The organism is Variovorax sp. PvP013, from assembly GCF_050435945.1.
Taxonomy (GTDB): Bacteria; Pseudomonadota; Gammaproteobacteria; order Burkholderiales; family Burkholderiaceae_C; genus Variovorax.
On record NZ_JBNDLF010000005.1, the window covers coordinates 52,410 to 78,659 of the forward strand.

The following is a 26,250-nucleotide window of genomic DNA, read 5'->3' on the forward strand; positions in this document are numbered from 1 at the left end:
AGGCATTCCTTGAAGATGGCTAAAGCGCTAATATTTCCGGCCAGACATTCCGATCCGGAAAGCCACGCATGAGAGACCTCGACCTCACCAGCCTGCGCCTGTTCGTCGCCACCTGCGACCACCGCAACATCGCGCGTGCCGGCGCCCAGGAGCACATCGGCGCCTCCGCCATCAGCAAGCGGCTGGCGCAGCTCGAGGAGGCCGTGGGCGCGCCGCTGCTGGAGCGCCAGCGGCGCGGCGTGGTGCCGACGGCGGCCGGCGAGCTGCTGCTCGGGCACGCGCGCGCGCTGCTGGCGGCCTCGGACCGGCTGGCGCGCGACATGGCCGACCACGGGCGCGGCGTGAAGGGACAGGTGCGGGTGCTGGCCTCGCTGTCGGCCATCGCCGAATTCCTGCCCGACGACATCGCCGACTTCCTGCGGCACCCGGACCACGCCGACATCCGCGTCGACATCGCCGAGGGACCGACCTCGGAGATGGCGCGCGCCATCCGGGAAGGGCTGGCGCCGCTGGGCGTCGGCTGGGACGCGGCGGACCTGGAGGGCCTGCGCACGCGGCCCTACCGCAGCGACCACCTCGCGATCGTCGCGCATCCGGCCCATCCGATCGCCCGGCGGCCACGCTGCGCCTTCGTCGACACGCTGGGGTACGAGCACGTCGGATTGCCCGCCTCCACGGCCGTCTACACCCTGCTGGCCCGCGCCGCCGCCATCGCCGGCCGGCCGCTGAACTACCGCGCCGTGGTCTCCACCTTCGACGCCAGCCTGCGCTGCGTGCGCGCCGGTCTGGGCATCGCGGTGGTGCCGCGCGAGGTGGCCGGGCCGATGGCGGACGAGGGAAGCGTCGTCGTCGTGCCGCTCGCCGATGCCTGGGCGCGGCGGCGTTTCACGCTGTGCTTCAAGGACGAGGCGGGCCTCTCGCCGGCGGCCCGGCTGCTGCTCGACCACCTCGAGCGCGCGGGCCGCACGCACCCTGTCGAACCGGCCTGAGCGCCCCGGCCGGTACCGGGGCGACGCGGCCTCCGTCGCTTCCCGCGAAGGACCGTCGCAGGCCGTCCGGCCGGGCGATCGACGTCGTCCTACGGCGTCTCGGCGTCGCCGCCGGTTGTCGTCGGCGCGGTCGCCTCGTGTGAAGAAAGTCACACAAACCGACTATTCGTCAAATATAGATACTTTGGTTTTAAGAAGTTTCCTCGATTTTTTTACAATGTCATACGGAAGTACACGTTTTGACTTGATCGAGGAGAGAACTGCATGCATGCACCGACCCGGGCGGAACGCCGGATGCGCCGTGCAGGGGTGGCCCTGGCCTGCGTCCTGCTGCTCGCGTCGTGCGGCGGCGGCGGCGGCGACGAGGTCGCCACGTCCACCGCCCCCGGCGCCGATGCCGCCACGTCGGCCGGCGCCGCGCGCGTCGACACCGTCGCGGCGCGCAAGACGGCGTTGCCCGCGGCGGGCCGCTGGAGCGCGCCGATCGCGCTGCCGCTGGTGCCCGCGTCGGCGGCCAACCTGCCCGACGGCCGGGTGCTGTTCTGGTCGGCCAACGACCGCTTCAGCTTCGCCACGGTGGGCCAGGCCTACACGGCGGTGTTCGACCCGGCGACGGGCCAGTCCACGGAGCGCTTCGTCAACCAGACCGGCCAGAACATGTTCTGCCCCGGCACCACCAACCTCGCCGACGGACGCATCCTGGTCAGCGGCGGCTCCAACGCCGAGAAGACCAGCGTCTACGACCCCGCCACCGGCGTCTGGTCGACGGGGGCGCAGATGCGCATCCCGCGCGCCTACCAGGCCAACACCATCCTGCGCGACGGTTCGGTCTTCACGCTGGGCGGCTCGTGGGCCGGCGGCGCGGGCAACAAGCACGGCGAGACCTGGAGCGACGCCGCCGGCTGGAACCTGCTGACCGGGGTGCGGGTCGACGACTTCCTGACCGCCGACCCGGCCGGCGTCTACCGCGCCGACAACCACATGTGGCTGCTGCCGGCGGGCAACGGCCAGGTCTTCCACGCCGGCCCGAGCGCGAGGATGCACTGGATCGACACCACCGGCACCGGCCGCACCCAGCCGGCCGGCGCGCGCGGCGACGACGCCGACAGCATGAGCGGCAACGCGGTCATGTACGACACCGGCAAGGTGCTCAAGGTCGGCGGCTCGCCGGCCTACCAGGACAGCAACGCCACGGCGGCGAGCTACGTGATCGACATCCGCGCCGAGGCCAAGGTCCGCAAGCTCGCGCCCATGGCGTATGCGCGCGCCTTCCACAACAGCGTGGTGCTGCCCAACGGGCAGGTGATGGTGGTCGGCGGCCAGAGCTACCCGGTGCCGTTCTCCGACAACACCTCGGTGCTGCCGGCCGAACTCTGGGACCCGGTGAGCGAGACCTTCACCACGCTCGCGCCGATGAGCGTGCCGCGCAACTACCACAGCGTGGCGCTGCTGCTGCCCGACGCGCGCGTGGTCTCGGCCGGCGGCGGCCTGTGCGGCGCCGGCTGCGCCGCCAACCACGCCGACGCGCAGATCTTTTCGCCGCACTACCTGTTCAACGAGGACGGCAGCGCGGCGAAGCGCCCGGTCATCGTCGAGGCGCCCGCCACGGCGGTCCACGGCACTGCGATGCAGGTCGCCACCGACGGCCCGATCGCCTCGTTCTCGCTGATCCGCCTGGGCTCGGTCACGCACACCGTCAACAACGACCAGCGGCGCCTGGCGCTGCGCCACGAGCGCACCGGCGACAACCGCTACGCCGTGGCGATGCCGACCAACCCCGGTTGGGCGCTGCCGGGCAAGTACATGCTGTTCGCGCTGGACGCCGAGGGCGTGCCCTCGGTGGCGCGCATCGTGACCGTGGCCGCCGGCGGCACGCCGGGTCTGGCGCCGATCGCCGAGCAGTCGGCCACCGTCGGCCGCGCGGCGTCGCTGGTGCTGGCGGCGACCAACGCCACGCGCCTGGAGGTGACCAACCTGCCCCCCGGCGTGGCCTTCGACGCCGCCAGCCGGACCCTGAGCGGCACGCCGAGCGTGCCCGGGCGCTACACGGTCACCGTGCTGGCCGGCAACGCCGCCGGCGCCACGAGCACGGATTTCCTGTGGCGCGTCGACGCGGCCGGCGCCGTGCGTTTCGTCAAGCTGGAACAGCTCAGCGAGATCAACGGCAACCCCTGGGGCTCGATGGCCGAGCTGAACCTGCTCGACGCCGCCGGCCAGGTCCTGCCGCGCACCAATTGGAAGCTCACCGCCGACAGCGAGGAGCGCACCTACGAGAACGCCCCGGTGACCCACGCCGTCGACGGCGACCCGAACACTTTCTGGCACACCCAGTTCACGCCCAGCTCGACGCCGCCGCCGCACAGCGTGGTGGTCGACCTGGGCGCGGCCCAGCGCCTGGGCGGCCTGCGCTACCTGCCGCGCCCGGCGGCGGGCGGCGTCAACGGCACGCTGGCGCGCTTTCGCATCTACGCCAGCGCCGACGGCGTGAACTGGGGCAACCCGCTGGTCGACGGCGACTTCCGCCAGATCGTCGCCAACGCCGCCGGCGAGAAGACCGTGCCCTTCAACGCCGGCATCACCGCCAACTACGCGCCGGTACTGGGCTGGCCCGGCGACCTGACGAACTACGTCGGCGACACCGTGGCGCTGGACATCGTCGCCTCCGACGACCAAGCCGAGCCGCTGGCCTTCGCCGCCACCGGCCTGCCGCCGGGCCTCGCCCTGCGCGCCGACTCCGGCGCCATCACCGGCCGCGCCACCGCGACGGGCACCTACGCCGTCACGGTCGCGGCCACCGACCGCGCGGGCGCCACGTCGCAGACCGCCTTCACCTGGCGCGTGCAGTCGCTGCTGCCGCCGACGCCGAGCGTCGCCGCGCCGGTGATCGCGAGCGGCGGCACCGCCACCTTCACGGCCCAGGTCGCGGGCGACGCGTCGGGCCTGCGCTTCGCCTGGGACTTCGGCGACGGCAGCGCGGCCACGGGCTACGGCGTCTCCAACACCACCACCCACCGCTACGACGCCCCCGGCCTCTACACCGTGACGGCGCGCGTGCGCGGCGCCGACGGCCAGGAGACCGTCTACCGCTTCACGCAGGCGGTCGCCGGCGCGGTCGCCGCCGGCGCCGCGGCGCCGACCGCCACCACCGCCATCGCCTGGGAGCCGGCCGCGTCGGGCCAGGGCGCGCGGCTGTGGGTGGTCAATCCGGACAACGACTCCGTCAGCGTGTTCGACGGCGCCACCTTCGCCAAGCTGGCGGAGGTGACCGTGGGCAGGGCGCCGCGCACGCTGGCGCTGCTGCCGGCCCTGCGCCAGGTGTGGGTCGCCAACCGCGACGGCGCCAGCGTCACCGTCATCGACACCGCCAGCCGCGCCGTGCTGCGCACCCAGGCGCTGCCGGCGGCCTCGCAGCCGTGGGGCATCGTGGCGGCGCCGGCGGGCAACCGCGTCTACGTCAGCCTGGAAGCGAGCGCTCGGGTGCTGCAGCTCGACACGGCCGGCGCCGTGCTGTCCACGCTCGACCTGCCCGGGGCGCCGCGCCACATGGCGGTCGCGGGCAACGGCGGCCAGCTGCTGGTGTCGCGCTTCGTCAGCCCGCCCCAGCCGGGCGAGGAGACCGCCACCGTGCTCACCGGCCGCAACGGCGTGGCCGCCGGCGGCGAGGTCTGGGCGCTGGCGACGGCGCCGCTGGCGCTGCAGAAGACCGTCGTGCTGGTCCACGGCACCAAGGCCGACAGCACCGTGCAGGGCCGGGGCGTGCCCAACTACCTGGGCGCGCCGGCCATCGCGCCGGACGGCCTGTCGGCCTGGGTGCCGTCCAAGCAGGACAACATCCAGCGCGGCCGGCTGCGCGACGGGCTCGACCTGAACTTCGAGAACACCGTGCGCGCCATCGACTCGCGCATCGCGCTGGGCCCGCTGGCCGAGGACATCGGCGCGCGCATCGACCACGACAACGCCAGCCTCGCCAGCGCCAGCGTGTTCCACCCGAGCGGCGCCTACCTGTTCACCGCGCTGGAGACCAGCCGGCAGATCGCCGTCGTCGACCCGGTGGGCCGGCGCGAGCTGTTCCGCGTCGACGCCGGCCGCGCGCCGCAGGGCCTGGCGGTGTCGGCCGACGGCCGGACGCTGTTCGTCGCCAACTACATGGACCGCACGGTCGGCGCCTACGACCTCGGGCCGCTGGTCGGCTTCGGCCAGCTCGCGCTGCCGGCGAAGGCCACGCTGGCGGCGGTGGCGACCGAGAAGCTGGCGGCGCAGGTGCTGCGCGGCAAGCAGTTCTTCTACGACGCCCGCGACACGCGCCTGGCCCGCGACGGCTACATGAGCTGCGCGACCTGCCACAACGACGGCGGCCACGACGGCCGGACCTGGGACCTGACCGGCCTGGGCGAGGGCCTGCGCAACACGACCGCGCTGCGCGGCCGCGCCCAGCAGGGCCGGCTGCACTGGAGCGGCAACTTCGACGAGGTGCAGGACTTCGAGGGCCAGATCCGCGCGCTCGCCGGCGGCACCGGCCTGATGAGCGACGCGCAGTTCGCCACCGGCACGCGCGGTCAGCCGCTGGGCGACGCCAAGGCCGGCGTCAGCGCCGACCTCGACGCCCTGGCCGCGTACCTGGGTTCGCTCGACGCCTTCGCGCCCAGCCCGGCGCGCCAGGCCGACGGCACCCTGACGGCGGTGGCCGTCGCCGGCCGCACGGTGTTCCAGAACCAGTGCATCAGCTGCCACGGCGGATCGGCCTTCACCCAGAGCGCGGCCGGCCTGCTCAAGGACGTCGGCACGCTGAAATCGACCAGCGGCACGCGCCTGGGCGCGACGCTCGCGGGCATCGACATCCCGACCCTGCGCGACACCTGGGCCACCGCGCCCTACCTGCACGACGGCTCGGCCGCCACGGTGGAGGACGCCGTGCGCGCCCACACCAAGCTGCCGGCGCTGTCGGCGGCGGACGTCGCCACCGTCGCCGCCTTCGTGCGCCAGATCGGCGGCACCGAAGCGGCCGTGACGGCGCCGTCGACCGGCGCGACGACCGCGCGCGGACGCTACGTGCGCTTCGAGGCGCTGTCCGAGGTGCGCGGCGGGCCGTGGGCGTCGATGGCGGAGTTCTCCATGCTCGACAAGAGCGCCCAGGCGTTCTCCCGCACGGGCTGGAAGGTCACCGCCTACGACAGCCAGGAGACCGGCGGCGAGGACGGCCGGGCCGCCAACCTGCTCGACGGCAACGCCGCGACGATCTGGCACACGACCTGGTCCGGCGGCAACGCCCCGTACCCCCACTGGATCGTGATCGACACCGGGGCCACGCGCGACTTCGGCGGCTTCCGCTACCAGCCGCGCGCCGGCGGCCTCAACGGCACCGTCGACGCCTACCGGATCTACGTCTCCACGGACGGGGTCAACTGGGGTCAGCCGGTCCGCCAGGGCAACCTCTCGACGCTCGGGGCGGCCGACCTGACCAAGTCGGTGATGTTCGGTGGCTGACGCGACGCCCGCGCCCGGACGCGCCGCCGCCGTGCCGTCGCGCCGCCGCGCGGTGTGGGGCTGGCTGGGGCTGGCCGTGCTGCTCGTCACGCTCTGCATGCTGGTGCCGGCCGGACGGCATCTCTGGCAGGAACGCCAGCGCGTCGACCTGGGCGAGCGGCTGTTGCGGGGCGTGGCCGACGGCGAGCGGGCGACCGATGCCGACGGTGCCGCGCCGGTGCTGCACGGCCGGCTGGCCGGGCACGCGTCGGACCTCCCGCCGCAGGCCACGCGCTGCGTGAACTGCCACGCGGCCGGCGGCGCGGCGGCATCGCCGGCCACCGCCGCCTTCGGCCCGTCGCTCGGTCCCGCGACGCTGACGCGGGCGGTGTCCCGGCGCGGCGGCCCGCCCTCGCGCTACGACGCCGCCAGCCTGTGCCGGCTGCTGCGCGATGGCATCGATCCCGCCTGGGTGATGGTCGACGCGGCCATGCCGCGCTACGCCGTCAGCGACGCGCAGTGCGAGGCGCTGTGGGCCCGCCTGTCCAGTCCGTCCCGCTCCTGAAAGTCCCCCGCATGCACCGCCGCCACCTCCTTCGCGCCGCCGCCGCCCTGCCCGTCGCCGCCCGCCTGCCCGACGCCCGGGCGCACGGCGGCCTCGTGCTGCCGCCGCTGGCCCCGCCGCCGGTGCGGCTGCGATTGCAGGACGGCCGCGCCGCGACCCCGGCCACGCTGTTCGAGGGCCGCGTCACCGCCTTGCAGCTGATGTTCACGGGCTGCAGCGCCACCTGCCCCCTGCAGGGCGCGCTGTTCGCGGAGGTCGAGCGCCAGCTGCTGGCGCGCAGGGCGGCGCCGGGCGACGTGCAGCTGGTCTCGGCGAGCATCGATCCGCTGGGCGACGATCCGGTGGCGCTGGCCGCCTGGCTCGCGCGCTTCGGCGCCGGCGGCCTGTGGCGCGCGGCCAGCCCGGCGGTCGCCGACCTCGACCGTTGGCTGGACTTCCTGCAGGGCCGGCGCGCCGGAGCCGACCGCCACACCACGCAGGTGTTCCTGTTCGACCGCCGGGGCCGGCTGGCGCTGCGCACCGTCGACCTGCCGCCGGCGTCGGAGGTGGTGCGCCTGGTGGGGGAACTGGCGGCGCAGAAGGCCTGAGGGCCGGCCTCTAGTCGGCCTTGGCGCCGGAGCTGCGCACGATCGCGGCCCACTTGGGGATCTCGCCGCGGATCAGCGCGCCGAAGGCCTCGGGCGGGCCGAAGACCGGCTCGATGCCCAGGTCGGTCAGCTGGGCGCGCAGGGCCGGCGTCGCCATCGCGCGGCCGAGCGCGGCGTGCAGGCGCGCCAGCACGTCGCTCGGCGTGCCGGCCGGCGCCAGGACGCCCAGCCAGTTCGAGACCTCGTAGCCCGGCACGCCCGCCTCGGCGATGGTGGGCACGGTCGGCAGGGCCGCGAGGCGGCGCGTCGAGGTCACGCCCAGCGCCCGGACGCGGCCCGATTTGATGTGCTCCGCGTACACGGTGTAGGAGTCGAAGGCCAGGTTGACCCGGCCGGCGAGCAGGTCGGTCAGCAGCGGTGCGCTGCCCTTGTAGGGCACGTGCAGCATGCGGGTGCCGGTCATGCTCTCGAACAATGCGCCGGCCAGGTGGCTGGAGCTGCCGCTGCCGGCCGAGCCGTAGGTCAGGGCGTCGGGCTTCGCACGGGCCAGCGCGATCAGCTGCGCGACGTCGCGCGCCGCCACCTGCGGCCCCACCACCAGCACGCGCGGCGTCAGGTGGGTGACGCTGATCGGCGCGAAGTCCTTCACCGGGTCGTAGCGCAGGTTCGGGTAGAGCGCCGGGTTGATGGCCTGCGTGCCCATGGTGGCGAAGAACAGGGTGCGGCCGTCGGGCGCCGAGCGGGCCACGGCCTCGGCGGCGGTGGCGCCGCCGGCGCCGCCCCGGTTGTCGACAACGACGGTGGTGCCCAGCGCCTCGCCCAGGCGCTGGGCCATGCCGCGCGCCATGACGTCGGCCGCGCCACCGGCGGGGAAGGGAACGATCAGGCGGACCGGCCGTTCCGGCTCGGCCGCGAGCGCGCCGCGCGCGCCGAAGCCGAAGGCGATCAGCGCCAGCAGGCGGCGGCGGGCGGGACGGTCCGGGAAACGAACGTCCGGACGGAGGGCGAAGGGATGGGATGGCATCGGTGTCTCCTTCGCCGCATTCTGGACAGCGGAGACGGGCGTGCCACCGGGGTCCGCCGCAAGGCTGGTATGCGAGGCGCGGGTGAATCACGCCTGCGACGTGCGTCCCCGACCGACAGGCGAGGGCGGCATTTCTCCACCGCCGGCGCGCCCGATGCGGCGCGACCATTGGTGCATCGCAACATCACCGGAGCATCGACATGGCCAATCCCTGGTTGAAGAAGAACCCCTTCATGAGCATGTGGCTCAGCGCCGCCAATTCCGCGGCCGGTGCGGCCCGCGGTCGCGCCACGGCGCAGGCCAAGCGCGCCGGGCGCACCGCGACGACGAGCGTGGCCAAGGGAATGATGGATCTCTGGACTGCGCCGCTGACGGCCGGCACGAAGAAGCGCGCCAAGAAGCGCTGAGGGACCCAGGCGCCGAGGGACCGGGACCCGGCACATCGCGTGTCGCGATGCGCCGGGACCTGGGGCCGAGGGGCCGGGGGCGTCAGACGTCGAAGAACACCGTCTCGTCGGCGCCCTGCATGCGGATGTCGAGGCGGTAGCGCACCGCGCCGCCTTCCTCCACGCGCTTGGCGACGAGCGTGGCGCGGCGCTCGGCCGGCACGCTGGCGAGCACGGCGTCCTCCGCGTTGGCGGTCGCCTCGTCGTCGAAGTAGACCCGCGTGAAGGCGTGCAGCAGCAGGCCGCGCATCGTCACGATGACGTTGACGTGCGGTGCTTCGCCGGGCGATTCCGCGCCGGGCTTGACGGTGTGGAAGACGAAGCGGTTCTGCGCGTCCGTGCCGGTGCCGCAGCGACCGAAGGCGCGGAAGCCGATCGCCTTGGCGTCCTCCACCGAGGACGGATAGCGGCCCCGACCGTCGGGCTGGCTGATCTCGACCAGCGCGTCGATGATCGCGTTGCCGTCGCCGTCGATCACCCGGCCCTCGAGGCGGATGCGCTCGCCCGAGGCGTCGTCGAGCGCCAGCACGGCGTCGAAGGGCTGGTCGAAGTCGTAGCCGTACTGGGTGGCCGCGAGGCCGTAGGCGAAGTAGGGGCCGACGGTCTGCGACGGGGTCTGGCCGAAATTGGTTTCCAGGGCGCTCATCATGGTGGGTGTCTCCTCGGTCTGCGGTGTCGCTTCAACGGTTCTCGAACGGGGTCTCATCGGCGCCGCGCAGCACGATGTCGAACTGGTAGCCCAGGGCGTAGTCGGGCTCGGTCACGTCGAGGCTGAAATCGGCCACGAGCCGGTTGCGGTACTTCTCCGGCGTGCCGGTGACCATCGGGTCGTACTGCATCAGCGGGTCGCCGGGGAAGTACATCTGCGTCACCAGCCGGCTGGCGAAGTGCTGGCCGAAGAGCGAGACGTGGATGTGCTGCGGCCGCCAGGCGTTGGGGTGGTTGCCCCACGGATAGGCGCCCGGCTTGATGGTCAGGAAGCGGTAGCGGCCCTCGCTGTCGGTCATGCAGCGGCCGGCGCCCAGGAAGTTGGGGTCCAGCGGCGCGTCGTGCTGGTCGACCTTGTGGACGTAGCGGCCGGCGGCGTTGGCCTGCCAGATTTCCACCAGCGTGTTGGCCACCGGGCGGCGGCGCTCGTCCATCACCTGGCCGGTGAGGATCATGCGTTCGCCCAGCGGCTCGCCGTTGCGGCGGGCGTTGCGCGTGAGGTCGTTGTCGAACTCGCCGATGCAGTCGTGGCCGTAGACCGGCTGCTGCAGCTCGCCGAGCGAGGCCTTCAGCGGAATCAGCGGCTTCGTCGGGCCGCGCTTGGCGGTCGAGCGGTAGCCGGGATAGATGTACGACGGGTGGCTGTCCCAGTCGCGCGGGTCGAGGCGGGGCAGGGCGGTCTGCGTGGGTTCGTTCGGCATGGCTTGTCTCCGGTGGGGAAGCCCGAACTTTAGGATCGGCGAATCATGCTGTAAATTGAAGATTCGTCGATTTTTCATAACCAACGGTAATCCACATGGCGATCCTCTCCGCCGACGCCTTCGCCCGCGGCGTGCAGCTACGCCACTTGCGCTGCCTGGTGGCGGTGGCGCAGGAGCGCCACCTGGCGCGCGCGGCCGAGCGCCTGGCGCTGAGCCAGCCGGCCGTCTCCAAGACCCTGGCCGAACTGGAGGCGCTGGCCGGCACGCGGCTGGTCGAGCGCGGCGGCGCCGGCCGGCGCGGCGTGCAGGGGCTGGCGCCGGCCGGCGAGCAGTTGCTGGTGCACGCGCTGCGCGTGCTGGAGGCGGTGGACGCCAGCGCGCTGGCCATCGCCCCGGCCACCGGCGCCCAGGTGCAGCGCCTGCGCATCGGCGCGTTGCCGAGCGTGGCGCCGGCCCTGCTGCCCGGCGCGCTGGCCGAATTCCGCGCGCAATGGCCGCACGTGCGGTTGATCGTCCAGAGCGCGGCCAACGGCGTGCTGCTCGACGCCCTGCGCGCCGGCGAGCTCGACCTGGTGGCCGGCCGCATGAGCGATCCGCGCCTGATGACCGGCCTGAGCTTCGAGCTGCTGCAGACCGAGCCACTGGTGTTCGTCGCCCGCGCCGGCCATCCGCTCGCGCGCGACGGCGACGGCGGGGGTGGCGGCGCCGGGGGCAGCGCCGCCAGGGTCGCGGCCGTGCTGGCCTGTCCGCTGGTCGTCTACGGCGACGGCACCATCCCGCGCCACACCACCGAGAGCTTCCTGTCCGCCCTCGGCCTGGCGCTGCCACCGGCCACGCTGCAGACGCTCGACGTCTCGGTGGCGCGCGCCGTCGTGGCGCGCTCCGACGCCGTCTGGATCACGCCGCTGGGCGCGGCGCGCGCCGACCTGGAAGAGGGCCGGCTGGTGCGCCTGCCCATCGACACCACCGGCACCGAGGAGCCGGTCGGCCTGCTGGTGAGGAGCGACGCCGAGCCGTCGGCGCTGCGGGGGGCGATGGCGGGATTGCTGCGGGAGGCGGCGCGGGGCTTGGCGGCGGCGGGGGCGCCGTCGGCCGGCCGGGTCCGTCGGACCGGGCGACGCTCGCCGGGCCTCGGCAGTTCCTGAGGATCGGCGCTGCCGGCTACAGCAACCCCGAGATCCCCCGCGCCGCCGCCAGCAGCGGCGGCAGCATCGTCTCCTGCATCACCTTGGCGCTGGTGCGGTTGGCCTGGCCGCTGATGTTGGAGGCGAGTGATTGAGGCGGTCGAGCTTTCACACGACAAGCGCTTCGTGAGCTTGGAACGATGACAAGGCCCGCCGAGCCGGCGCGGTCACTCTTCTCGCCGAAGACGCGATCCATGGACGAGTGACGCAGATTGACGCCAACGGAGAGCAGCTCATCGCGCTGCAAGTCCTTGCTCTGGCGTTCGGAATTTGCCGAAAGACGCATGTGCCCGACTAAAAAGAATGGATAACCACCAAAAATAGGCTTCCAAGTGGCTATGCACGGCCCAGCCACTGAGTGGCGCAATGCAGTTCATGCTTATGTTCAGGAAAACCGGGTTTTGAATTTTCTTCCCAAAAAATCAGTTTGGCGCTTGAATGGCGGGAAACTTTCATTGTTTTTGGTGTGGACTATGCTTTCCTTTATGGAGGCCACCCATCGACCGCGATGGATGGCCGTAGTTAAAGCAGTGAAGCACTCGGAGCCGATTCATAGAAAGAATCGAAAATTATTCCATGTCGGGTGAAAGCCCGATGTTTTGCTTGTCGAGAATTGGCTTCGAGCCACTGACGAAAAAGGAGTAGTAATGTACTGGCGCCCGTTCATTCGTGAAGACGACAGCCTCGCACCGGGAGGAGGCTCGGTAAAACCCAGGCCGCAGCGATATCCATCAACCTATCACGGGAAATTAGCTTGTTACGAGGGTGACCCTGTGTATTGCAATGCATGCAAAAGCTGGGGCGTGACCAAGTGTGTGCCACCCTATCGCCCAAGCACTGATCCAGAAGGGCGACAGGCGAACCTGGACGGGGATTTGTGTCTATGTAAATGCCCGATTCCACCACGGCTCAAGGCATCGTTTGCCAACGTTCGCATGGGCTTTGAGAAGCATGAAATCGTTGGTGATGCGGTGGCTTGGTTCATCAGAGCCGGGCATGATCCTGCAACTATTGGATTGAGGGAAGACCAACGGTTTTTGATAACAGATTTAACTACTGGAGAAGCATTGGCAGGCGCAGCCTATGTACTCGAGTGCGATGGGTTTTGTGTGGAAGGTATGACTGACGCTGATGGAATGACCGATGCCATCCACGCCAGATCAGACGCTCAACCTGTAATGGTTTATCTCGTGGCGAACCAAGCATGACCAGTAGGAAACTCGTCAGGGTCGGCACTGGGCAAACCACGCCGCTGCACGACAAAAAGCCTCAGACTATCAAAGTAGACTACCGGCCTGTTCGCAAGGCCGAAAACGAGGAATTCTTGAAGGACGCCAATGTCAAGGCGTTCCTCTTTATGATTGGCAAATCCGAAGGGGGTGATTACCACGCCCTGTATGGATGGCATCACACGACGAAATGGACGTTCACGGATGAGTCCACTCACCCGGGTGCTGGAAAAGATGGAAAAACTACTGCTGCTGGCCTGTATCAAATCAACCGGGCATGCTGGACCGAAATGGGAAAAAAGGCGCAGGGCCTGACGGATTTTTCACCACATACCCAAGACCTGATTGCAGTTCAAAACATCAGGGTGCACAAGGCGATGAATTCGATCGTCGAAGGAGACATCAAGACCGCGATAAACCTGCTCAAGGCGAATCAGTGGGTATCTTTTCAAGTTCACTCTTATGGCGTTTTAGAGGGTTGGTATAAAACGGCTGGGGGAGCGGTGAAATGAAGGCTCATCCTGGTTTGACTCTCGTTTTTTTCATGGTTGTCGCCACGGCTTGCAACGCTGAAAAATTACCGGACCCATCCGAATACCCAGCCGTTTCGATGAATGTCGCAACGCCTGCCAAGCCGGTCCTCAAAAGCAGATTGGCGCGGCTCTACAGAACCCGCATCAACGAAGGCGCAAAGGCCGGCCCTAATTTCGCAGGTCACTACACCGTCGTGCGATGGGGGTGCGGAGCAGGGGCTTTCATGTTCTTCGTCGTTGACGCGGTAAACGGAGCGGTTTACGAGCCGCCCGAGGTGTGCATCGCGCTCTCGGGTGGTGAAGAGGAAAACTTGCCAGGATTTGGCAACCACAACCCGGGTTTTTCCCTGACCAGCAAGTTGCTGCTGACCGTGGGTGTCGAGGACGGTCCGAAGGACGATCCGTATGGTCGTGCAAAAACTGTGTACCTCTTCGACAAAGGCAGATTCAAGAGGCTGTACAAGGAACATGCCCCGCTGTAGCCGAAACCAGCACCCTTCTCGATCCGTGCCGCGTGGCATTTCGCAAACCATCCGGATCAACCGAGGTGACACTGGGTGGCAGATCGACCCGGAAACTCAGATTGCTGCCGCAATGATCGATGCGGCGCAATACCGAGCCGAACGTCGCGGAGCTGCCGTGTGAAAGTGTTGTGCGGTATCTCGCATCGCATTGCGCTTCGAACGGAGCACGACAGACGGTCTCATGGGAACGTTCCTGCATCGTCGAACCTCGCGGAAACCGCGGATCTCCGTTCTAGAGCAACCCCGAGATCCCCCGCGCCGCCGCCAGCAGCGGCGGCAGCATCGTCTCCTGCATCACCTTGGCGCTGGTGCGGTTGGCCTGGCCGCTGATGTTGAGCGCGGCCACCATGCGCCCGGCGCGGTTGACGATCGGCGCGGCGATCGACACCAGGCCCTCCTCCAGTTCCTGGTTGACCAGGCACCAGCCCTGGCGCCTGGCCTGCGCGACGCGGGCGAGGAGGGTGTCGACGTCGGTCACGGTGTGGCGCGTCAGCGGCTCGCGCGCGGAAGCCTCGATGCGGGCGCGGGCCTCGGCCTCGCCCAGGTCCGACAGCAGCAGCCGGCCCATCGACGTGCAAGACGCCGGCAGGCGCGAGCCCACGCCCAGGCTGATGCTCATGATCTTCTGCGTCGCCACCCGCATCACGTAGACGATGTCGGTGCCGTCGAGCACGGCGGCCGAGCAGGATTCCTGCACCTCGTGGGCCAGTGCGTCCATCAGGGGTTCCGCGCGGTTCCAGATCGGCATCGACGACAGGTAGGCGAACCCCAGGTCGAGGATGCGCGGTGTCAGCGCGAAGAACTTGCCATCGCTCTCGACATAGCCCAATGTGTGCAGCGTGAGCAGGATGCGCCGCGCGCCGGCGCGCGTGAGGCCGCTGGCGGCGGCGACCTCGCTGAGCGTCTGGCGCGGCGCCCGGGCGCTGAACGAGCGGATGACCTCCAGCCCGCGCGCGAAGGACTGCACGTAGCTGTCGCCCGGCCGGGGCGCCTCGGATTCGGAAAGGGTGGTTGCCATGCGCGTTCAAAGCTCCTAGAATTCATTATAAGAACAAATGTTCGACATACGAACAAATTGAATCGATAGGGAGGAAGAACTCGGTGACCACCCTCAATCCCGCAGGAGACAACTTCACATGATCGACAAGATCGCACGCTCCGTCGCCGACGCGATGGCCGACATCAAGGACGGCTCGACCGTCCTCATCGGCGGCTTCGGCACGGCCGGCATCCCCAACGAACTCATCGACGGCCTGATCGAGCAGGGCGCGACCGACCTGACGGTGGTCAACAACAACGCCGGCAACGCCGAGGTCGGCCTGGCCGCGCTGCTCAAGGCCGGGCGGGTGCGCAAGATCATCTGCAGCTTCCCGCGCCAGGCCGACAGCCAGGTGTTCGACGGCCTCTACCGCGCCGGCAAGCTGGAGCTGGAACTGGTGCCCCAGGGCAACCTGGCCGAGCGCATCCGCGCCGCCGGCGCCGGCATCGGCGGCTTCTTCTGCCCGACGGGCTACGGCACGCAGCTCTCCGGCGACCGCGAGACGCGCGTCATCGGCGGCGTCCACTACGTGCTGGAGTACCCGATCCACGGCGACGTCGCGCTGATCAAGGCCGAGCGCGGCGACCGCTGGGGCAACCTGGTCTACCGCAAGGCCGCGCGCAACTTCGGCCCGGTGATGGCCATGGCCGCGAAGAAGACCATCGCGACCGTCCACGAGATCGCCGAGCTCGGCACCCTCGACCCCGAGACCATCGTGACGCCCGGCATCTTCGTGCACCAGGTCGTCAAGATCGAACGCGTCGCCACGCAAGCCGGTGGCTTCAAGAAGGCAGCCTGACCATGAACACCACCACGACCACGACCCCCGCCTACCAGCGCCGCAGCAAGAACGAACTCGCCGCCCGCGTGGCGCAGGACATCTTCGACGGCGCCGTCGTCAACCTCGGCATCGGCCAGCCGACGCTGGTGGCCAACCACCTGCCGGCCGGCCGCGAGGTCATCCTGCAGAGCGAGAACGGCATCCTGGGCATGGGCCCGGCGCCGGCCGCCGGCGAGGAGGACTACGACCTCATCAACGCCGGCAAGCAGCCCGTGACCCTGCTGCCGGGCGGCTCGTTCTTCCACCACGCCGACAGCTTCGCGATGATGCGCGGCGGCCACCTCGACATCTGCGTGCTCGGCGCCTTCCAGGTCTCGGCCACCGGCGACCTGGCCAACTGGCACACCGGCGAGAAAGACGCCATCCCCGCCGTCGGCGGCGCGATGGACCTGGCCATCGGCGCCAAGCAGACCTGGGTCATGATGGACCTGCTGACCAAGCAGGGCGCGAGCAAGCTGGTCAAGCAGTGCTCCTACCCGCTCACGGGCATCGGCTGCGTCAAGCGCGTCTACTCCGACCTCGCTACCCTCGAATGCACGCCCGAGGGCCTGAAGCTGATCGACAAGGTCGACGGCCTGGACCACGCCGAACTCGAACGCCTGGTGGGTCTTCCGATATCCGGCTGACCCCCGGTCTTCGCGCACTTCGTGTCGCTTCGCCGACCCCTTTCCACGGGGCGACACCAGCGGCCCGGCGGAGCCGGTTCCGCGGTGTTCCAGCCTGACAACCGATCCACTTTTTGAGAGACAGAGAGAGACACCCCATGACCAACCAAGCCTTCATCTGCGACGCCGTTCGCACGCCCTTCGGCCGCTACGGCGGCGCGCTGTCCTCGGTGCGCGCCGACGACCTGGGCGCCGTGCCCCTGCGCGCCCTCATGGAACGCAACAAGAACGTCGACTGGCAGGCCGTCACCGACGTCATCTACGGCTGCGCCAACCAGGCCGGTGAGGACAACCGCAACGTCGCGCGCATGTCGGCGTTGCTGGCCGGTCTGCCGCTGGAGCTGGGCGGCTCGACCGTCAACCGCCTGTGCGGCTCGGGACTGGACGCCCTGGGCACCGCGTCGCGCGCCATCAAGGCCGGCGAGGCGGGCCTGATGATCGCCGGCGGTGTCGAGAGCATGAGCCGCGCGCCTTTCGTGATGCCCAAGGCCGAGAGCGCCTTCAGCCGTGCCAACGCGGTCTACGACACCACCATCGGCTGGCGCTTCGTCAACAAGAAGATGAAGGAGCTCTACGGCGTCGACTCGATGCCCGAGACGGCCGAGAACGTCGCGACCGACTACAAGATCGAGCGCGAGGCGCAGGACCGCATGGCGCTCGCCTCGCAGCAGCGCGCCGTGGCGGCGCAGAAGTCCGGCTTCTTCGACGCCGAGATCGTGCCCGTGACCGTGCCGCAGAAGAAGGGCGACCCGGTCGTCGTCTCCAAGGACGAGCACCCGCGCGACACCACCCTGGAGACGCTGGCCAAGCTCAAGGGCGTGGTCCGGCCCGACGGCACCGTGACCGCCGGCAACGCCAGCGGCGTGAACGACGGTGCTGCCGCGCTGCTGCTGGCCGACGAGGCCAGCGCCGCGAAGTACGGCCTGACGCCGCGCGCCCGCGTGGTCGGCATGGCCACCGCCGGCGTGCCGCCGCGCGTGATGGGCATCGGCCCGGCGCCCGCCACGCAGAAGGTGCTGGCATTGACCGGCCTCACGCTCGACCAGATCGACGTCATCGAGTTGAACGAGGCTTTCGCCGCCCAGGGCCTGGCGGTGCTGCGCCTGCTGGGGCTGGCGGACGACGACGCGCGCGTGAACATCAACGGCGGCGCCATCGCGCTGGGCCACCCGCTGGGCGCGAGCGGCGCGCGGCTCGCGACCACGGCCGTCAACCAGCTGCACAAGCAGGGCGGGCGCTATGCGCTGTGCACGATGTGCATCGGCGTCGGCCAGGGCATCGCGGTCATCCTCGAACGCGTCTGAGCATGGTCGACCGCGCACCGACCGCCGCCGCGCGCTCGCGCTTCCAGGGCGACGCCACCGTCTACCTGATCCCCGGCGACCCGGTGCGCAACGTGCGCCTGCCGCGCATGTTCGACGCCGTGTTCGAGCGCTTCGGCATCGACGCCGTGCTGTTGCCGATGCACGTGTCGCGGCGCGACTTCGCCGTCTTCTTCAAGGCCGCCTTCCTGGCGCGCAACGTCGGCGGCATGGTGATCGCGCCGCCGCACAAGCCGCTGGTGGTCGACCTGCTCGACGGCTGCGGACTGGCCGGGCGCGTGGCCGGGTCGGTCAACGTGGTGCGGCGCACGGCGGGTGGGGCACTGGAAGGCGACCTGTTCGACGGCGACGGCCTGCTCGACGCGCTCGACCACTACGCGATTCCCTACCGCGGCAAGCGCGTGCTGGTGCTGGGCGCGGGCGTCACGGGCGCGGCCATCGGCACGGCATTGGCCGAGGGCGGCACGGTCAACGGCGCGGCCTACATCGCCTTCCACGACAGCGTCGCGGGCAAGGCGGCGGGCCTGGCGGCCCAGCTCGACGCCTTCTTCGACGCCGAGGTGATCGCCGCGCCGAACAGCGACCCGGCGGATTTCGACCTGGTCATCAACGCCACGGCGATGGGGCTGAACGACGACGATCCGCTGCCGCTGGACGTCGGTCGCATGGCGCCGCACGCGGCGCTGTTCGACATCCTGCTGCGCAACCAGCCGACCGCGCTGGTGCGGGCGGCGCGCGCGCGCGGGCTCAACGCCCAGGCCGGCTTCGAGATGCTGATCCAGCAGATGCCGCACTACCTGCGCTACTTCGGCCACGAGGCCGCCGCCGAGGCCGTGCACGACGACGCCGACTTCCTGCGCGAGCTGATCTATCCGCCGGCGATGCAGGGCGAGATCGCCCGGCCGCTGCGCTGGCATCCCCTGGACCGTGCGCCCGGCGCCTCCTGAGCACCGGCGGCCTTCCTTCTTCATTCGTTCTCTTCCCAGAACCCCTTCCTCCTGGAGCCGATCGCCATGATCTCCGGCAAGACCACCCTCATCGCCCACCTGGGCTATCCGACCGAAGCCTTCAAGGCGCCGATGATCTACAACCCCTGGTTCGACAAGCAGGGCATCGACGCCGTCGTCGTGCCGATGGGCGTCAAGCCGGAGGACTACGCCGCCTCGCTGGCGCAGATCTTCAAGTTCAGCAACATCCACGGCGCGCTCGTCACGATGCCGCACAAGGTCGTCACGATGGGCCTGGTCGACGAGGTGACGCCCACCGCGCGCATCGCCGGCGCCTGCAACGCCATCCTGAAGCGGCCCGACGGCAGCCTGCTGGGCGACCAGTTCGACGGCGCCGGCTTCGTGCGCGGCGTCGAGCGCAAGGGCCGGCCGTTCAAGGGCACGCGCGTGCTGGTCTCGGGCACCGGCGGGGTCGGCTCGGCGATCGCGGCGTCCATCGCGGCGGCCGGCGCGGCCGAACTGGCCCTGTTCGACATGAGCGACGCCTCGGCCGAGGCCCTGGCCGCGCGCCTGCGCGAGCACTATCCGCAGATGACCGTCACCACCGGTTCCAGGGACCCGGCCGGCTTCGACGTCGTCGTCAACGCCACGCCGCTGGGCATGAAGGACAGCGATCCGCTGCCCTTCGACATCGACCGCATCGCGCCGGAGACCTTCGTCGGCGAGGTGGTGATGAAGTCCGAGTACACGCCGCTGCTGCAGGCCGCCAAGGCCAAGGGCTGCGCCGTGCAGGTGGGCACCGACATGCTGTTCGAGATGATCCCGGCCTACCTGGAGTTCTTCGGCTTCGGAACCACCACGGCCGACGAACTGCGCGCCGTGGCCCAGCTGCGCTACTGAGCGCCGTCGCCATGAGCATCTTCGACGGCTTCCTCTCGACGCCCGAGACCCTGGACGCCTTCGGCGACCGCGCGGTGGTCGCGGCCATGCTGCGCTTCGAGGCCGCGCTCGCGCGCGCCCAGGCGGCCGAGGTCCTGATCCCCGCATCCTCCGCTGACGCGATCGTGGCCGCCTGCGACGTCGCGCGCTTCGACGTCCCGGGCATCGTCCGCGACAGCGGCCGCGCCGGCACCGTCGCCATCCCTCTGGTGAAGGCGCTGCGCGAGGCGGTGGTCGCGCGCGATGCCGCCGCCGGGCCGCACGTGCACTTCGGCGCCACCAGCCAGGACGTGATCGACAGCGCCGTATCGCTGGTCTCGCGCGACGTGGTCGCGGCGATCGAGGCCGACCTGGTCGCCGCCGCGTCGGCGCTGCTGGCGCATGCCGAGGCGCACGCGACCACGCCGATGCTGGCGCGCACGCTGATGCAGCCGGCCTCGGTCACCAGCTTCGGTTTCAAGTGCGTCGGCTGGGCCGCGCCCCTGGTGCGCGGCGTCGGCCGGCTGCGCGAGACGGCCGCGCGCGCGCTGCAGGTGCAGCTCGGCGGCGCCGTCGGCACGCTGGCGCAGATGGGAGCGCACGGCGCGGCGGTGCGCGCGCGGGTCGCGCGCGACCTCGGCCTGGGCGACCCCGGCGCGACCTGGCACACGCAGCGCGACGAGTGGGTCGCGCTGGGTTGCGAGCTGGGCCTGGTCACCGGCAGCCTCGGCAAGATCGCGCTCGACATCGGCCTGCTCGGGCAGTACGAGGTCGGCGAGGTGTCGGAGCCGAGCGAGGCCGGGCGCGGCGGGTCGTCGGCCATGCCGCACAAGCGCAACCCGGTCGCCTCGATGGTCGCCGTGGCCGCCGCGCACCGCGCGCCCCAGCGCGTGGCCGCCATGCTCGCGGCGATGCCGCAGCAGCACGAGCGCGCCCTGGGCGCCTGGCAGGCCGAACTGGCCGAATGGCCGCAGCTGGCGATGTCGGCGCACGGCGGCGTGCGCGCCCTGGCCGCGGCGTTGCCCGGCCTGCGCATCGACGCGCCGCGCATGCGCGCCAACATCGATCGCCTGCGCGCCGAACTGCCCGCCTCGGCCGCCGACGAGTGGTTCGATCCCGCGCTGGCAGAACACGCCGGAGCGATCGCGCGGTCCGAGGTCGCCCGCCTGCGCGCGCGGCTCGACGGATCGACGCCGACGAAGAACTGAGGAGACCGTCCAATGAACACACCCGACACGACCCCTTCCGACCTCGCATCCGCATCGGTCTCCGCGACGTCCGCCGACGGCTACGCGTCCGGCCTCGTCAACCGCCGTCGCGTGCTCGGCGACGTCTGGGTCGACAAGTCGCTCGCCAACCGCACCGGCTTCAACGCCGAGTTCCAGGAACTCATCACGCGCCACGCCTGGAACGACATCTGGGGCCGCCCCGCGCTGGGCGACAAGACGCGCCGCTTCATGGTGCTGTCGATGATGCTGGGCATCCACGCCTACGAGGAGTTCGCGATGCACGTGCGCGCCGCCCTCGACGGCCCGCCCGAATCGCGCCTCACGCCCGACGACATCAAAGAGGTGATCATGATGTCGGCCATCTACTGCGGCGTGCCGGTCGCCAACCACGCCTTCGGCATCGCCGGCGGCATCCTGCGCGAGAAGGGCCTGCTGGCGCCGTTCGACGCGCCCGCGCCCGCCGCCGGGGCGTGACCGGAGCGCCGCCCCGGCGGGGCGCGAGCTTCGCGCTCCTGCTGCCGCTGCTGCTCGCGGCGCAGCCCGTGGCCACCGACAGCTACCTGCCGGCATTGCCGGCCATCGCGCGCGAGCTGGGGTCGGCCAGCACCAGCCTGACGCTCTTCGTCCTCGCCTTCGGCATCGCGCAGCTGGCGTGCGGGCCGCTGGCCGACCGCTTCGGCCGTCGGCCGGTGCTGCTGGGCGGGCTGGCGCTCTATGTCGTCGCGGCGATCGGCGGCGCCTTCGCGGCCGGCGTCGTCACGCTCGCGGCCTGGCGTGCTCTGCAGGGGCTGGCCATGGCGGCGATCCTGGTGTGCTCGCGCGCGGCCGTGCGCGACCTGTACCCGGCGCACGAGGGGCCGCAGGTCATGGCGCGCGGTCTCACCGGCCTGGGCGTGGTCGCGCTGCTGGCGCCGGTGCTGGGCGCGCAGATCGTGCAGGCCGTCGGCTGGCGCGCCGTGCTGCTGGCGATGGCGCTGTACGCGGCGGCGCTGCTGGCGTTGTGCTGGCGCCGCTTCGACGAGACCCGGGTGTCGCGCGGCCCGGGCGACCCGGGGCCGGCCGGCAGCGTCCGCGAGGTGTTCGCCAGCCCGGCGTTCCGGGCCTGGGCCAGCCTGGCGGCGGTCACCTTCGGCGGACTGTTCATGTTCCTGCTGTTCTCGCCGATGGTCTACATCGGCCACCTGGGACTGTCGCCCGCCACGTACGGCTGGATCCCGGCCGGCGGCGCGCTGATCTACATCCTGGGCACCCTCGGATGCCGACGCCTGCTGCATCGCCATGGCGCGCGGTGGGCGGTCCAACTCGCCTCGCTGCTCAGCCTGGGCGGGGCGGCGATCCAGGCGCTGGGCTGCTGGCTGCTGGCCGAGAGCGCCTGGCCGCTGCTTCTCGGCCACGCGTTCTACGCCTTTGCCCACGGCATCCACCAGCCGTGCGGGCAGGCCGGTGCGGTCGGCGAGCTGCCGCACCTGGCCGGTCGCGCGGTGGCGTGGTCGGGCTTCGGCATGATGATGGTGGCCTTCTGCGCCGGCCAGTTCGCGTCCTCCTTCGTCGATGCCGATTTCTCCCGCGGCGCCTGGCCGATGGTGGTGCCCATGCTGCTGGCGGGCGCCACGCTGGTGGCCATCGCCTTCCTCTGGCTGCCGCGCCTTCCTCCCCAACCCAAGGAAACACCATGACCTCACCCCGTCTCCACGTCGTCCGCGAGGGCGAAGGCCCCTTCGTCGTCCTCAGCCACGCCCTGGGCTGCGACCTGCACATGTGGGACGGCGTGGCCGCGCTGCTCGCGCGCGCCCACACCGTGATCCGCTACGACCACCGCAACCACGGCGCCTCCGAACGCGTGGCGGGGCCGTTCGGCGTCCAGACGCTGGCGCGCGACGCCGCCGAACTCGTCGAGCGCGAGGCCGGCGGCGAGCCGGTGCATTTCGTCGGTCTGTCGATGGGCGGCATGACGGCGCAGGCGCTGGCGGCGGAACGCCCGGAGCTGCTGCGCAGCGTGACGATCGCCAACTCGTCGGCCCATTACCCCGACCAGGCGCCGTGGCGCATGCGCGCCGAGACCGTCCATGCCAAGGGCATCGAAGCCATCGCGGCCGGCGCCGTCGAGCGTTGGCTCACGCCGGCCTTCGCCGCCACCTCCGAGGGCGCCGCCGTCGCCCGATCGCTGCACGACGTGCTGGTGCGCAACGACGCGCAGGGCTACATCGAGAGCTGCGCCGCCGTCGCCGCCATCGACTTCCGCGAGAGCAACCGCCGCATCGCAGTGCCGACGCTAGTGATCGCCGGCACGCAGGACCTGGCCACGCCGCCGGCGATGTCCGAGGCGATCGTCGCGGCGATCCCCGGCGCGCGGCTGGCCACCATCGACGCGGCGCACGTCAGCGCCGCCGAGCGGCCGGCGGAGTTCGTGGAACTGCTGATCGATTTCTGGCGCAATCTCTGAGGGCGTCCCGCGCTGCCCTCACAGCAGCGGCCGCAGCGTGTCGGCCACGTCGCGTAGCACCGGCAGCAGCTTCGTGACGATCTGGTCGCCCGGGTAGACCTGGCGCTGCACCGTCACGCTCAGCGCGTACTGGCAGCGGCCCTTGCGGTCCTGGAGCGGCACGGCCAGTCCGCACAGGCCGAAATTCAGATGCTGGTCGGCTTTCCAGTAGCCGAGCGCGCGCGCCATGCGCACGCTCTCGGCGAAGCGGGCGGCATCGACGGAATCCGAGCCCGTGTACTCGACGAAATCGTGCCGGGCGATCCAGGCGGCGAGGGCCTCGTCGTCGAAGGCCGACAGCAGCACGAAGCCCTGCGACACCACGTGCGCCGGCACCCGCGCGCCGGGATGGAAGCCGATCGAGACCATGCGCGGCGCATTGCTGCGCGCGATGTAGATCACCTCGTGGCCGTCGAGCGCACCGACGTTGATAGCCTCGCCGCACTGCATCGACGCGCGCTGGAGGTAGGGCTGCACCAGCCGCGGCACGCGCGCGCTGTCGAGGAAGGACTGGCCCAGGCGCAGCACGCGCGGCAGCAGCCAGTAGTATTTGCCGTCCGTGGCGGCATAGCCGAAATGCACCAGGCTCATCAGGTAGCGCCGTGCCGCCGTGCGCGTGAGATCGGCGGCCAGGCCGGCCTCGGTCGCCGTCATGCGCGGTCGGTCGTCGGTGAAGGCCTCGATCACGCGCAGCCCCTTGCCGAGCCCCTCGATGAGCAGCTTGCGGTCGATGCCGGGATTTTCGGGCGCGGGGAGGGTGGTCATCTCGTCTCAGGGCTAACCCCCGTTTCGATCGTGCAGCGCACGCGTGCGGTCGATCATCGCTCGCATCAGGGTTCGTGAGCATTGTGACGAATTCCCGGGCTTCCTACAGTCGGCGCCATGCGTAAAACAAAGCCATTCGACGCGCAACGCTGACATGCATCGCTCCATCGCCACCGTCTCGTTGAGCGGCACCCTGCGTCAGAAGCTCGAAGCCATCGCCGCCGCCGGCTTCGACGGCATCGAGCTGTTCGAGGCCGACTTCATCAACTTCAAGGGCACGGCCGCCGAGCTCGGCCGCATCGCCTCGGACCTCGGCCTGTCGATCGACCTCTACCAGCCGTTCCGCGACTTCGAGGGCATGCCCGAGCCGCAGTTCCGCCGCAGCCTGGAGCGCGCCGAGCGCAAGTTCGACCTGATGCAGGCGATGGGCGCGCCGCTGGTGCTGTGCTGCTCCAACACCTCTGCGCTGACCATCGACGATCCGGATCTGGCCGCGTCGCAGCTGCACGAACTCGCCGAGCGCGCCGCGCGCCGCGGCCTGCGCGTGGGCTTCGAGGCGCTGGCCTGGGGCCGCAAGACCTCGCTCTACGGCCAGGCCTGGGAGATCGTGCGCCGCGCCGACCATCCGAGCCTGGGCCTGATCCTCGACAGCTTCCACACGCTGTCGCTCAAGGACGATCCGGCCGGCATCGCGGCCATCCCCGGCGACAAGATCTTCTTCCTGCAGATGGCCGACGCGCCGCTGATGGAGATGAGCGTGCTGCAATGGGCGCGTCACCACCGCTCGTTCCCGGGCCAGGGCGACTTCGCCGTCGTCGACTTCTTCGTCCAGACCCTGCGCGCCGGCTACACCGGGCCGCTGTCGCTGGAGATCTTCAACGACGTCTTCCGCGAGACGCCCAACCGCCGCATCGCGGTGGACGCCATGCGTTCGCTGCTGTACCTGGAGAGCGAGGCGCGCGAGCGGCTGGCCGCGACGCGGGCGCCGATGCCGGCGGTCGAGCTGATCGTGCCGCCGCCGCTGCCCCGGCTCGAGGGCATCACCTTCGTCGAGTTCGCGGCCGATGCGGCCTCCGGACCGACGCTGGGCGCGACCTTCGAGCAGTTCGGTTTCCGCCGCATCGGCCGGCACCGCTCCAAGGCGGTGTCGCTCTACCGTCAAGGCGACATCCATCTGATCGTCAATGCCGAGCCGGACTCGTTCGCGCGGGAACGCTTCGACGCGCACGGCACCTCGGTGTGTGCGCTGGGACTGCGCACGCCCGATCCGCAGGCCGCCGTCGCGCGCGCCGTGGCCATGCGCTCGCAGCGCCACGACAGCCCGATCGGTCCCGACGAGGTGGCGATGCCGGCGATCGTCGCGCCCGGAGGCAACCTGCTGCATTTCGTGCCGTCGGCGCTGGGCGCCCGCGGCCTCTACGAAGCCGACTTCATCCTCGACGACGCGACAGCGGACGGCACGGACGATATCGGCGCCGGGCTGCAGGCCATCGACCACGTCGCCCTCGGCCTGGCGGTCGACCAACTCGACACCTGGGTGCTGTTCTCGCGCGCCGTCCTGGGGCTGGAGCCGGGCGACAGCCTGGAGCTGGCCGATCCCTTCGGCCTGATCCGCAGCCGCGGCGTGGCCAACGCCGAGCGCAGCGTGCGCCTGGTGCTCAACGTGTCGTTGAGCCAGCGCACGCGCACCGCCCGCATGATCGGCGTGACCGGTGGCGGCGCGGTGCACCACGTCGCCTTCTCCTGCGCCGACATCTTCGAGACGGTGGACCGGCTGCGCCAGCGTGGCGCGCGCTTCGTGCCGATCTCCGAGAACTACTACGACGACCTGCCCACCCGGCTCGACCTGAGCGCCGGTCTGGTCGAGCGCATGCGCGCCGCCGGCGTGGTGTTCGACCGCTCGGCCGCGGGCGACTACCTGCACATCTACGCCGAGAGCCTCGAAGGCGAGGGCACCTTCTTCGAGATCGTGCAGCGCCTGGGCGCCTACGACGGCTACGGCAGCACCAACGCGCCGGCCCGGATGGCCTCCCAGGCCCAGCAGCAGCACTGATTCCGCACACCTTTCCCCCTCCCACTACCGCCACCG

The 26,250-nt window shown here is 70.8% G+C and carries 24 protein-coding genes and 1 pseudogene; 19 read left to right on the top strand and 6 right to left on the bottom strand.

Going from position 1 to position 26,250, the window contains the following annotated elements:
• Positions 1-68: 68 nt before the first annotated feature.
• From ABID77_RS15125 to ABID77_RS15140, 4 genes are all read left to right on the top strand, one after another.
• On the top strand, positions 69-989 hold the full coding sequence (locus tag ABID77_RS15125; protein WP_429597480.1) for a LysR family transcriptional regulator: 921 nt from the start codon (positions 69-71) through the stop codon (positions 987-989).
• 264 nt (positions 990-1,253) lie between these two features.
• The gene (locus ABID77_RS15130) at positions 1,254-6,473 is read left to right on the top strand and encodes a discoidin domain-containing protein (protein WP_429597483.1); all 5,220 of its coding nucleotides are present in this window, start codon (positions 1,254-1,256) and stop codon (positions 6,471-6,473) included.
• Entirely contained in the window at positions 6,466-7,017 is a 552-nt protein-coding gene (locus ABID77_RS15135; RefSeq protein ID WP_429597486.1) for a hypothetical protein, read from the top strand. Before ABID77_RS15130 ends, ABID77_RS15135 begins: the two co-directional genes overlap by 8 nt.
• Positions 7,018-7,028: 11 nt before the next feature.
• Complete coding sequence (locus ABID77_RS15140; protein ID WP_429597489.1) at positions 7,029-7,604, top strand: SCO family protein; 576 nt, start codon at positions 7,029-7,031, stop codon at positions 7,602-7,604.
• A 10-nt stretch (positions 7,605-7,614) separates the two neighbouring features.
• Here the strand turns inward: ABID77_RS15140 and ABID77_RS15145 are convergent, their stop codons facing one another.
• A complete protein-coding gene (locus ABID77_RS15145) occupies positions 7,615-8,628 on the bottom strand; it encodes a Bug family tripartite tricarboxylate transporter substrate binding protein (protein ID WP_429597492.1) in 1,014 nt (337 codons plus the stop codon).
• Positions 8,629-8,828: 200 nt separating this feature from the next.
• Between ABID77_RS15145 and ABID77_RS15150 the strand changes: the two genes are divergently transcribed.
• On the top strand, positions 8,829-9,035 hold the full coding sequence (locus ABID77_RS15150; RefSeq protein ID WP_429597495.1) for a hypothetical protein: 207 nt from the start codon (positions 8,829-8,831) through the stop codon (positions 9,033-9,035).
• Between the two features lie 82 nt (positions 9,036-9,117).
• Here ABID77_RS15150 and pcaG read toward each other — a convergent pair whose 3' ends face one another.
• Entirely contained in the window at positions 9,118-9,723 is a 606-nt protein-coding gene (pcaG, locus tag ABID77_RS15155) for a protocatechuate 3,4-dioxygenase subunit alpha (RefSeq protein ID WP_429597498.1), read from the bottom strand.
• 31 nt (positions 9,724-9,754) lie between these two features.
• Positions 9,755-10,483: a protocatechuate 3,4-dioxygenase subunit beta gene (gene pcaH, locus ABID77_RS15160; protein ID WP_429597500.1), complete on the bottom strand. Its 729-nt coding sequence runs from the start codon at positions 10,481-10,483 to the stop codon at positions 9,755-9,757.
• Between the two features lie 95 nt (positions 10,484-10,578).
• Here pcaH and ABID77_RS15165 point away from each other — a divergent pair, with 95 nt between their 5' ends.
• Entirely contained in the window at positions 10,579-11,628 is a 1,050-nt protein-coding gene (locus ABID77_RS15165) for a LysR substrate-binding domain-containing protein (RefSeq protein WP_429597503.1), read from the top strand.
• Between the two features lie 16 nt (positions 11,629-11,644).
• Here the strand turns inward: ABID77_RS15165 and ABID77_RS15170 are convergent.
• Positions 11,645-11,752: pseudogene (locus tag ABID77_RS15170) on the bottom strand (IclR family transcriptional regulator); the annotation flags it as partial.
• Between the two features lie 562 nt (positions 11,753-12,314).
• On the opposite strand from ABID77_RS15170, the gene ABID77_RS15175 reads away from it, so the two are divergent.
• From ABID77_RS15175 to ABID77_RS15185, 3 genes are read left to right on the top strand one after another with little or no spacing between them, the layout of a single operon-like run.
• Complete coding sequence (locus ABID77_RS15175) at positions 12,315-12,875, top strand: hypothetical protein (RefSeq protein WP_429597505.1); 561 nt, start codon at positions 12,315-12,317, stop codon at positions 12,873-12,875.
• Positions 12,872-13,408, top strand: a complete 537-nt coding sequence (locus tag ABID77_RS15180; RefSeq protein ID WP_429597508.1) for a paar repeat-containing protein — start codon at positions 12,872-12,874, stop codon at positions 13,406-13,408. Before ABID77_RS15175 ends, ABID77_RS15180 begins: the two co-directional genes overlap by 4 nt.
• Positions 13,405-13,911 (top strand): hypothetical protein, encoded by a 507-nt coding sequence (locus ABID77_RS15185; protein WP_429597510.1) that lies wholly within the window; start codon positions 13,405-13,407, stop codon positions 13,909-13,911. The genes ABID77_RS15180 and ABID77_RS15185 overlap by 4 nt, the downstream gene beginning before the upstream one ends.
• Before the next feature lie 274 nt (positions 13,912-14,185).
• Here ABID77_RS15185 and ABID77_RS15190 read toward each other — a convergent pair whose 3' ends face one another.
• A complete protein-coding gene (locus ABID77_RS15190; protein ID WP_429597513.1) occupies positions 14,186-14,971 on the bottom strand; it encodes an IclR family transcriptional regulator domain-containing protein in 786 nt (261 codons plus the stop codon).
• Positions 14,972-15,089: 118 nt separating this feature from the next.
• Between ABID77_RS15190 and ABID77_RS15195 the strand changes: the two genes are divergently transcribed.
• From ABID77_RS15195 to ABID77_RS15235, 9 genes are all read left to right on the top strand, one after another.
• Entirely contained in the window at positions 15,090-15,791 is a 702-nt protein-coding gene (locus ABID77_RS15195; RefSeq protein WP_429597516.1) for a 3-oxoacid CoA-transferase subunit A, read from the top strand.
• Between the two features lie 2 nt (positions 15,792-15,793).
• Entirely contained in the window at positions 15,794-16,459 is a 666-nt protein-coding gene (locus ABID77_RS15200) for a 3-oxoacid CoA-transferase subunit B (protein WP_429597519.1), read from the top strand.
• Positions 16,460-16,596: 137 nt separating this feature from the next.
• The gene (pcaF, locus tag ABID77_RS15205; RefSeq protein WP_429597522.1) at positions 16,597-17,802 is read left to right on the top strand and encodes a 3-oxoadipyl-CoA thiolase; all 1,206 of its coding nucleotides are present in this window, start codon (positions 16,597-16,599) and stop codon (positions 17,800-17,802) included.
• Positions 17,803-17,804: 2 nt separating this feature from the next.
• Positions 17,805-18,767, top strand: a complete 963-nt coding sequence (locus tag ABID77_RS15210; protein WP_429597525.1) for a shikimate dehydrogenase family protein — start codon at positions 17,805-17,807, stop codon at positions 18,765-18,767.
• Positions 18,768-18,833: 66 nt separating this feature from the next.
• Positions 18,834-19,667 carry a shikimate dehydrogenase family protein gene (locus ABID77_RS15215; protein WP_429597527.1) on the top strand — a complete coding sequence of 278 codons (834 nt, stop codon included), beginning with the start codon at positions 18,834-18,836 and terminating at the stop codon, positions 19,665-19,667.
• 11 nt (positions 19,668-19,678) lie between these two features.
• Positions 19,679-20,893 (top strand): lyase family protein, encoded by a 1,215-nt coding sequence (locus ABID77_RS15220; protein ID WP_429597530.1) that lies wholly within the window; start codon positions 19,679-19,681, stop codon positions 20,891-20,893.
• 12 nt (positions 20,894-20,905) lie between these two features.
• Complete coding sequence (locus ABID77_RS15225; protein WP_429597533.1) at positions 20,906-21,388, top strand: carboxymuconolactone decarboxylase family protein; 483 nt, start codon at positions 20,906-20,908, stop codon at positions 21,386-21,388.
• Positions 21,385-22,590, top strand: coding sequence for an MFS transporter (locus ABID77_RS15230; protein WP_429597536.1), 1,206 nt, complete (start codon positions 21,385-21,387; stop codon positions 22,588-22,590). The genes ABID77_RS15225 and ABID77_RS15230 overlap by 4 nt, the downstream gene beginning before the upstream one ends.
• Entirely contained in the window at positions 22,587-23,357 is a 771-nt protein-coding gene (locus ABID77_RS15235; RefSeq protein WP_429597539.1) for an alpha/beta fold hydrolase, read from the top strand. Before ABID77_RS15230 ends, ABID77_RS15235 begins: the two co-directional genes overlap by 4 nt.
• A gap of 18 nt (positions 23,358-23,375) precedes the next feature.
• Here the strand turns inward: ABID77_RS15235 and ABID77_RS15240 are convergent, their stop codons facing one another.
• Entirely contained in the window at positions 23,376-24,161 is a 786-nt protein-coding gene (locus tag ABID77_RS15240; protein ID WP_429597542.1) for an IclR family transcriptional regulator domain-containing protein, read from the bottom strand.
• Between the two features lie 154 nt (positions 24,162-24,315).
• Here ABID77_RS15240 and ABID77_RS15245 point away from each other — a divergent pair, with 154 nt between their 5' ends.
• Positions 24,316-26,214 (top strand): bifunctional sugar phosphate isomerase/epimerase/4-hydroxyphenylpyruvate dioxygenase family protein, encoded by a 1,899-nt coding sequence (locus tag ABID77_RS15245; RefSeq protein WP_429597545.1) that lies wholly within the window; start codon positions 24,316-24,318, stop codon positions 26,212-26,214.
• Positions 26,215-26,250 lie beyond the last annotated feature (36 nt).